The organism is Streptococcus suis, assembly GCF_002964045.1.
Classification (GTDB): domain Bacteria; phylum Bacillota; class Bacilli; order Lactobacillales; family Streptococcaceae; genus Streptococcus; species Streptococcus suis_U.
Map to the genome: position 1 here is coordinate 1 of NZ_POPB01000506.1, position 299 is coordinate 299.

Below are 299 nucleotides of genomic sequence, written 5' to 3' on the forward strand. Positions count from 1 at the left end.
TTTTCAAGTGTAAAAAGTAAGATTTAAAATTAAAGTGAAGTTTTCGGATCCCACCAATTAGAGTGGGATTTTGTGATATAATAAAAATAAATATATCTGTAAAGGAAAATGACATGGAGAGTTTACATCGTAAAATCAGTAACTGGGGTCAAAAAATATTCCTTCAGTTCAAAAATAGAACTCCTAATATGGAAGGAATAAGTTTTAATAGACTGACATCTAATAAAAATATAGATTTGGAAAGGGAAAATCCAAGTTTTAAACAAGCACTAGATTTTGCAATTCATAATGCTGAATTG

At 28.1% G+C, this 299-nt stretch carries 1 protein-coding gene; it reads left to right on the top strand.

Annotated features, from left to right (window positions below; all coding sequences use genetic code 11):
* Window positions 1-113: 113 nt before the first annotated feature.
* Window positions 114-299 (top strand): hypothetical protein (locus tag C1E99_RS12300; RefSeq protein WP_153060231.1); only part of this gene is annotated, 186 nt, incomplete at its 3' end.